Raw genomic sequence first — 7814 nt, 5'->3', positions numbered from 1 at the left:
GGCGAAGGCTTCCCGCTGCCCTGACTTCAACCCGCGAGTTGATTGCTTATGACGACCCAGCGGCCGCCGGACGGCCGGCATGCCGGGGCCAATCAGCTTCACCCGTGGCCGCATCCGCCGGCGCCTGCGACCGCCGCGTGCGGGTAGTAACGGGCAGCCGCGCCAGCTTGAAGAAACTGTAGTACATCAAGAAGGAACCCGTAAAATAGGGGTTGAGTATCTCGACCTCGACGAAGGAACGAATCAGCAGCAGCACCATCACGCCGGCGAGGATCACCGGCTCGGCCCGCCATGTCTTGAAGACCACCGCCGACACGTGGCCGTAGAGCGTGCGCAGCACGATCAGCGATACCAGCGTCGCTCCGACGAAGCCGAGTTCGACAAGAGCCTCGATATAGGTGTTGTGGAAGTGGAAGCCGGTGCGGGTGGTGATGTAGAACTCGTTCCACAGCCGCTCGGCTTCGGCGAAGCCCTGCACCCAATAGGCGGCATAGCCGACGCCGAGAATCGGCGATTTCTGCACGGCATTCCAGCCCTGCTCCCACAGATAGGTCCGTCCGGTGAGCGTCGAATCCTTGCCGAAGAGGCCGAGGACGAAGTCCATCAGCCCGAGATTCAAGGCGACAAAGGCAGTCACGACCAGCAGACCGGCGCCGATCAGGAAAATCACCCGGCGGTAGCGCCGTGACAAAATTTTGCTCATCGCAAGAAGCGTCACCAGCGCCAGAACCGCCGGTATAGAGGCCATCGAGGTGGCGGAATGCGAGACGAACAGCAGATAGGCCGACAGCAGAATGAGAGGCGCTGTAAGCATGAGGCTCAGCCGGCCGCGCCTGTAAAAGGCAAGGAACACCACGCTGAAATATATGCCGAGCGAGGCGACAAAACCGAGCTGGTTCTTGGAGGCAAACGCGCCGACGAAATTGTAGGTGCCGTCGAGAACATCGTCGGAATAATTGCCGACCCGCAACGAATACAGCAGGATGAAGAAAATCCCGACCAGGGCGCCTATCGTCAATGCGCGCACGCTGACGGTGCGCGCCGCGATATAGGCACAAGCGATATGAGAGAGATATTGGAACGCCGTCCTTGCCGTGATGCCCGGCGCAACCGACCAGAAAATCGAGAAGCAGACATAGGCGGCAAACAGCAGCGGCAGCCAGGCGCTGGACAGATGCCGCAGAAACCGCCGGTAGTCGACCATGACGAGTGGAAGCCAGACCGCGTAGTAGGCCAGGATCAGCACCTGGCCGAAAATGAACGAATAGGAAAACGCCCAGATCGAGACGGCTACGGCAAAGGCGCCATAGACCGAGTTCTTCTCGGGATCGACCAGCAGGGACTTTGGAATCTTCATCTCAGAGTCCCGCCGACACGACCCAGTGCCGGCAAGCCATGAGCCGGCCGGATTTTTCGCAGACATGGGCGTGCAATAAACGGCTTCTCCATTGTGCAGTGCAATATAACCTATCGCGCCCGGCGCTCAATGGCAAATCCGGTCAACTTATCTTACGCGAATTGGCCAAGCGGCGGATACCGAGTCGTCGCACCTTGGAACAGGGCGATCCGTCACAAATCCAGAGGCAGTGGGCGGCCTGTTCCCATCGCGAGTCAGATATGATTTTCGGTTTTCCTGAGCGTCGAGGAGGCTTGCCTACGGGCTGCCAAGCCATTGAAGAGAGCCTGCGCGGGTCGCTCGATCATTGTATAAAGGACAATGGATACCGCTATGGACAGCGCGCATGCCACGATGCCGGCCAGCCCCTGCGCCATCAGCCCTGACTGATGCGGTAGCAGTTTGCTCGCCAGCTGGATCACATAGGGGTGCGAGAGGTAGAGCGAGTATGATGCATCTCCGAGCAAAACCAGAAATGTTATCGCGCGCGTCCGGGGGGGCGACCAAGACAAAGCGGCGGCGGTTAAAACCACGGCAGGGACGCCGTTCGCCAGAAGCCAGGGCAAATCAGGTATCATTTGCCGAATGGCTATTGTCGCCACGAAAATCGCAAGCATAAGCCACGTACGTCCCACGAAAAGCTTCGCACTATGCACATATGCCAGGTAAAGTAAGATGCCAAAAACAAATTCCAGCATCAGCGGATTTGTATAAAAGCGCCAAGCGACGTTTTCACTCTGGATGAATTGACCCATCGCCACGAGAACTACTATGAACATGGATGGCGACAGTGGGCCGCGCAGGCCGCAAGCTATGCACGCAGCATATATTGCATAGAAGAACATCTCATAATTGAGGCTCCAGCCGAGAAAGAGCAGCGGCTGAATCGAACCGTCGACCTTTTCGAACGGGATGAAGAACAGTGATTTCAGGATCGTTTCGCCGCTCACGACGGTCGAATTCAGCAGACCGGGTTTCATCAGCGCAATCAACACGATACCTGCCGTCAGCGTCCAATAGAGCGGAACGATACGAACTATGCGGCGGCGACAGAATTGCCAGGCGCCTTTGGCCTCATCGGTGGTGTAAGCGATTATAAATCCACTGATTACGAAGAATATATCAACGCCTGACGCTCCGAATCCAAAGATATTTTCCTTAAGACCAAACTCTATTTGAAAACCGCTTCCAATATGGAACAATACCACCGCAAAAGCGGCGACGAACCTTAGAACTTGGAGCCCGAGCAGCTTGCGACGAACATTGGTGCTGTCCGGCAGCACCGTTGGTGATTCTACGCCAACCGTCGAAGCTACAGTCATTTTGTCTCTTCCCAGCCAAGGTCCGCTTTCACACGGGCCTCAAGTTCATCGGCCATATGACCCTGGCCGATTTCATTTGGATGCGAGTCGCAGCCGCGTGAAGCAACTCCTCCCGGACTGTCGAATCGTATCAGAGCAATTTTTCTTTCACCCGCGGCACGACGGACCGCCACGGCCTTGTTCACGGCCGACACCGCGGCATCGAGGTCGGCGCCCCAAAGCATCGGGCCGATACCGGCATAGATCATTGCGCCAGGCGCGTTGGCGCGCAATTGGGCAAGCAAGTCCGCGTAGCGTGCGACAAAATCCGGCGGCCGCGCGCCACCACTGAAATCGTTGCTGCCGAGATGCACGACAATGACATTGGTATCAGGCAGTTGCTCCCGGTCAGGACGTGACGGCATCAGTCGCGTGTAGAGGTCGCGCATCGTTGCGTTGGTGCTGCCATCATAATTGCGGACAAGGCCCTTCCCGGATGCTGCAAGCGTCGTAACGTCTGCTCCAAAGCGGCGCGCCACGACTGCGGCAAAGGTCAAGTACTGGTTCTCGGTATCGGCGCTAAACCGGCATTTGGCGTCCTTGCCCTCGACGCCGTAACCCGCCGAGATGGAGTCGCCGATGACTAAAAAGCTGCGGGTTTTCGGCTGCGGCGGCAGAAAAGATCCGTCGGTCCGGATATCCTTGAGAACAGTCGCGCCGAATGACGCTTCGGTTCGGCGGACAAGACGCACGGCGTGCCGGGCGGCCACCGTATCCAATACGACTCTGTAGGTGTGTTCGCCCTTCTTCAAGTCAAGGCGGGATACAGCACCGTCAACATCAACGACCATGCTGTTGCGGCCTGTGTCGTCAAGCACTACGTCGAGCCATGCCCCTTGGAATTCAACCTCGATGGCAGTTCCCGGCCATTCAAATGTGGCTTGGGTTCCGGTCGCCAAAAAGCGACCAACCAGCCGCGCGCTGTGCAACTCCGATTCCCCGGCAAGCGCACAGCGATCAGTGAGCCCATTTAACCCAGCTGCCGCCAACACTGCTATCAGGAATGGCCGAAGACCGGCTACTTTCATCTAGAGTCAGCCTGTGAGAATGGCGAGTGCTACAAGAGCAGTAAACACCTTTTCTCGCAGATGCGAAAGAACTTTTCGCACATGCGAGATGCAGGGCGCGTGCGAAAAATCCGTCCTAAGGCGGTCGTCGCAAGCGGAAGCGCCCCGCCTGATGCCGGCGCCTTTTTAGACACTGGTCCTTTTCAGTCCCCGTCAGTTGGACTTTCGCAAGCACCCCGCTGGAGCGCTACCAAAGCGCTCCGCCGGTGATCTGGATGTTCTCCATGGTGATGCCCTTGGCGAGATCGGAGCACAGGAAGACCGCCAGTGCGGCGATCTCCCGCGGCTGCAGCAGGCGCTGCTGCGGGTTGCCCCTGGCGATCTCGGCCATCGCTTCCTCTGGCGTGCGCCCCTTGCCTTCGCGCTCCACGACCTGCGCCACATTGCGGCGCATCAGTTCGGTCTCGACCCAGGTCGGGCTGATCATAACGCAGGTGACGCCATGCGCCGCCCCTTCCAGCGCCACGCAGCGGGTGAGACCCAGCAGGCCGGCCTTGGACGCGCAGTAGGCCGGGTTGTCCTTCCACCCGACCAAGGCGGCCGTCGAGCCAATGTTGACGATGCGGCCCCAGCCGCGCTCGATCATACCCGGCAGCACGGCACGCGTGACGCGGAAGGCGCCGGTCAGGTTGGTGTCGACGATCTTGTCCCAAAGCGCGTCGGAATGGCCGCAGACCGGCTGCTCGGCGGTGGTGCCGGCGGCGTTGACCAGAATGTCGGCGGGGCCGATGGCCGTCTCGGCGTCAGCCGCGAAACGGTTGGTGACGTCGCTGTCGCGAACGTCAAGGTGTGCGGCGTGAACTTTCGTTCCATGAGCGGCAAGGGCCGAGCGCACGCGCTCGATCTCGTCGGCGGCCGGATAGTAGGCGGCATCGGATCTGTCGGCGCCGGCAGGCGCGATGTAGGAGCCGACGGCGACATTGGCCCCAGCCTCGGCCAAAGCCGTGGCAATGGCGAAGCCCATGCCCGAGAAACCGCCGGTCACGATGGCGCTACGGCCGGAAAGGTTGTTCATGGCGCACGGTCTCCGCTTCGTTTGGGCAGGCAATCAGTCCTGACCGGATTTGGCAATCACAGCGGCGCAGCCTCCATCGACGAGCGTTCAGGACCCCTGAAGCGGTCTGCCCAGCCATTCGCGATAAAAGCCTTCGAGGTCGGGTTCGAAATCATACACGATGGGATAACCGGGTGCCGCCGCCTCGACCTCATGCAGCGTCCCGCACTCCGGGCAGATGAACTCCCGGATTTCCATCCATTCGGGATCAGGGAGATCGCTGTTGGGATAGATCTCGCGCAAAGCCTCCTCGGTGTTGCGCACGTTAATCACGGCGTTGAGCTTCCAGTTCTTCCGATAGTCGCCGAAGGAGTGGCCGCATTCGCAGCGGGTAATGCGCTCATCGCCACTCTGGCAGATGAACAGATGGTCCGAGACCGGCAGCAGGATCGGGTCCTTCCAGGCGACACGATCCTGATAGACGGCAACCATCTTGAAGAAACGGTCGTCATCCTTGTAGGCACTCATGATGCGCCTTGTCTGCGGCCAGGGCAGCTTGCCGGCGGCCAGATCGCCCAGAACTTCCTTGCTGTATGAGGTCATGGCTTGGCTCCCGGCGTGAAGATCGATTTGGCGTCGACGTTCCAGAAATCGCTGAATTCCTTGGTGAAGCGCGACGACAGCTTGATCGCGCTGGCGTACATTTTCTTCACTTCGGGCGCGAAGTCGGCCTTTCCGACGCGGCCACGCTCCTTGGCGATCCAATCCGCCACCGGAATCGCCTTAGCCAGGCGCTCTTTGCGCATGGCGGCGCGGCGTTCGACCGTGGCGTCGATATCGGCGACGGGATAACCGTCTTCATCGTCCTTCAGCACAATGCCGAAAACCTGGTCCGCCGCTTCACGGGTGAGAAAGCCGTTCTCGACATCCCATGCCGTCTTGATCGGATCGCGCTCCAGCACGTCGCCATAGCCACCGCCGCCATTGTAGGAATGGCTGAAGATGTCGCCGGATTTGTGCGGCGAGGTGATGTAGGGGCCTTCGACCACGACATGGTCGCCGCCGATGTTCTTCTCGTAGTCGGAGACGTCAGGGTCGATGCCGGGCGAATGCGCCAGCGGTTCGCCTTTTGCCGCCAGTTCGTGAATGTCTGAGTTGCGCACCGCGCGATGCTTCTGGCAGGTCGGCGCCGGATAACCACCGCACATGCCGCCATTGTCGAACACGCGCGAGGAGTGCTCGGAGGTGTGGAGCCGCAGATGTGAGGTCTTGTTGATCAGCCAGGTCGAGACGAAGGAACAGCCACCGCGATATTTACCGGCGCCGCCGGAATTCGGCACGATCGAACGGCCGATATAGACCATCGGCATCGACTGTTCCCAGACCTCGATGTTGCCCATGTCGGATTCCGGGTTCCAGCCGACATAGGCGGTGTCGAGACCGTCCTTGATGGCGAGCGCCCCGGACCCGGCGGCAGCGCACTCGAAATGCGCCATGCCGAACGGCGTGCCGTATTGGCTTTCGCCGCCCATCTCGATCATCGGGCTGTTGACCTGGCCGACAAAGGCCTCCTCGACGAAGCCGCGCGCGACAAAACTGCGCGACAAAAGCCGTTGGAAAACACCGTAGGCCGGCAGCAGCAGCGCCCATGAGGTGGCGGTGGCCACCATCTCGTTGTCGGGGTTGGTCCAGGTGCCGTGCGGCAGTTTCAGTTCGGTCGCCATCCAGGCACCGTCATTGACCAGGCCTTCGAAATTCATGTGCTGGGTCAGCGTCACGAACATGCCGCCATCCATGCCGGCCGGCGTGCAGTTCATCGAATGGTAGCCCCAGGGCTGCGTGCCCTCGAAGTCCATGGTGATCTTGCCGTCTGACGTGATCTCCATCTCGATCGGGATGTTGTAGAGCCAGTCGGGATCGCCGAGCAGCTGGAAGCCGGGCTTTCCCGCCGTGACATGGCCGTAGAACGTGTGGCCGCGGTAGATGCCGGGCACGGTGAGCTGGCGGGTGCGGGCGAGCTGGGCGCGGCGACCTTCCTCGATGAACTCCTTCGACACCTTCATCCAGTAGTCGAGGCCGATCTCGGAGATCAGCTGCTTGACGCTTTCGCGCATGTCGATGCAGGAGGCGACCTTGGCCTTCTCGTCGAGCACCCAGTAGATCGGCATGCGCAGATTGCGCTCGCAGCGGATGACGTAGTCGCGCCGGATCTCGTCATTCTCGCCGATCTTCTCGGCGCAGACGAACAGGCCTTCGGTGAAGCGCTCCTGCGCCAGGCAGACATCGCCGCCCGGCGTGATGCCGCCGGCTTCCAGTTCGTGGCAGACGGCACCGGCCCAGCCGACCAGCGTGTCTTCATGGAAGATCGGCACCACATCCATGACATCAGGCACCTGCACGGTGCCGATGAAGGCGTCGTTGTTGGCGAAGATATCGCCTTCACGGATTTTCGGGTTTTCCTCGTAATTGTTCTTGATCATCCATTTGATGAAGCGGCTCATCGTATGGACATGCACCATGATGCCGTTGGAGAGCGCGATGGCGTCGCCTTCGGGCGTATAGATGGCGACCACCATCTCGCCGACTTCGCGCACGCCGGGCGAGGCCGAGATGCGGCGGGCCATTTCGCGAGCCGAGACGCAATAGGCGCGCAGCTTGGTGTGCAGCGTCTCGAACTTCAGCGGATCCTGGTTGCGCAGCGTGAGTTCCGTGATGCCGTCATAGCAGCCGGTCTCTTCCATCAGCCGCTCGGAATCGAGCAGTCTTTCGCGAAGGCGCAGGGCCGAAGCAGGTTTGTCCAACATGGCGGTGCCCTCTCAAGCGTGGGTGTAGTGCAGCAGCGTCCATTCATCGACATGGACGCGGTCCTGCGGATGAACGACGAGCGTGGTGGCGGGGTGTTCGATGATGGCCGGACCGATGACTTCGTGACCGGGCTGCAGCAGGTCCATCTCGTAGAGATTGGCCTTGTGCCAGCGTCCGCCGAAATAGGCCTC

General features: G+C 60.3%; 7 protein-coding genes. All 7 read right to left on the bottom strand.

Annotated features, from left to right (window positions below):
• Positions 1-46: 46 nt before the first annotated feature.
• Entirely contained in the window at positions 47-1357 is a 1311-nt protein-coding gene (locus EN879_RS16155) for an O-antigen ligase (RefSeq protein ID WP_063169877.1), read from the bottom strand.
• 254 nt (positions 1358-1611) lie between these two features.
• Positions 1612-2718 carry an acyltransferase gene (locus EN879_RS16150; protein ID WP_024501842.1) on the bottom strand — a complete coding sequence of 369 codons (1107 nt, stop codon included), beginning with the start codon at positions 2716-2718 and terminating at the stop codon, positions 1612-1614.
• Positions 2715-3785 (bottom strand): SGNH/GDSL hydrolase family protein, encoded by a 1071-nt coding sequence (locus tag EN879_RS16145; protein WP_082826634.1) that lies wholly within the window; start codon positions 3783-3785, stop codon positions 2715-2717. Before EN879_RS16145 ends, EN879_RS16150 begins: the two co-directional genes overlap by 4 nt.
• Before the next feature lie 226 nt (positions 3786-4011).
• Positions 4012-4839: an SDR family NAD(P)-dependent oxidoreductase gene (locus tag EN879_RS16140; protein WP_013528123.1), complete on the bottom strand. Its 828-nt coding sequence runs from the start codon at positions 4837-4839 to the stop codon at positions 4012-4014.
• Positions 4840-4926: 87 nt separating this feature from the next.
• Positions 4927-5421 (bottom strand): acetone carboxylase subunit gamma, encoded by a 495-nt coding sequence (locus tag EN879_RS16135; RefSeq protein ID WP_063169875.1) that lies wholly within the window; start codon positions 5419-5421, stop codon positions 4927-4929.
• The gene (locus EN879_RS16130) at positions 5418-7622 is read right to left on the bottom strand and encodes a hydantoinase B/oxoprolinase family protein (RefSeq protein ID WP_063169874.1); all 2205 of its coding nucleotides are present in this window, start codon (positions 7620-7622) and stop codon (positions 5418-5420) included. The genes EN879_RS16135 and EN879_RS16130 overlap by 4 nt, the downstream gene beginning before the upstream one ends.
• 12 nt (positions 7623-7634) lie before the next feature.
• Positions 7635-7814, bottom strand: a 180-nt coding sequence (locus tag EN879_RS16125) for a hypothetical protein (protein WP_164774431.1), incomplete at its 5' end; no start/stop codon positions are given.

It is taken from the genome of Mesorhizobium sp. M7A.F.Ca.AU.002.02.1.1 (assembly GCF_003998535.1).
GTDB classification, from domain to species: domain Bacteria; phylum Pseudomonadota; class Alphaproteobacteria; order Rhizobiales; family Rhizobiaceae; genus Mesorhizobium; species Mesorhizobium ciceri.
This window is presented reverse-complemented; position numbering and strand designations above follow the sequence as displayed.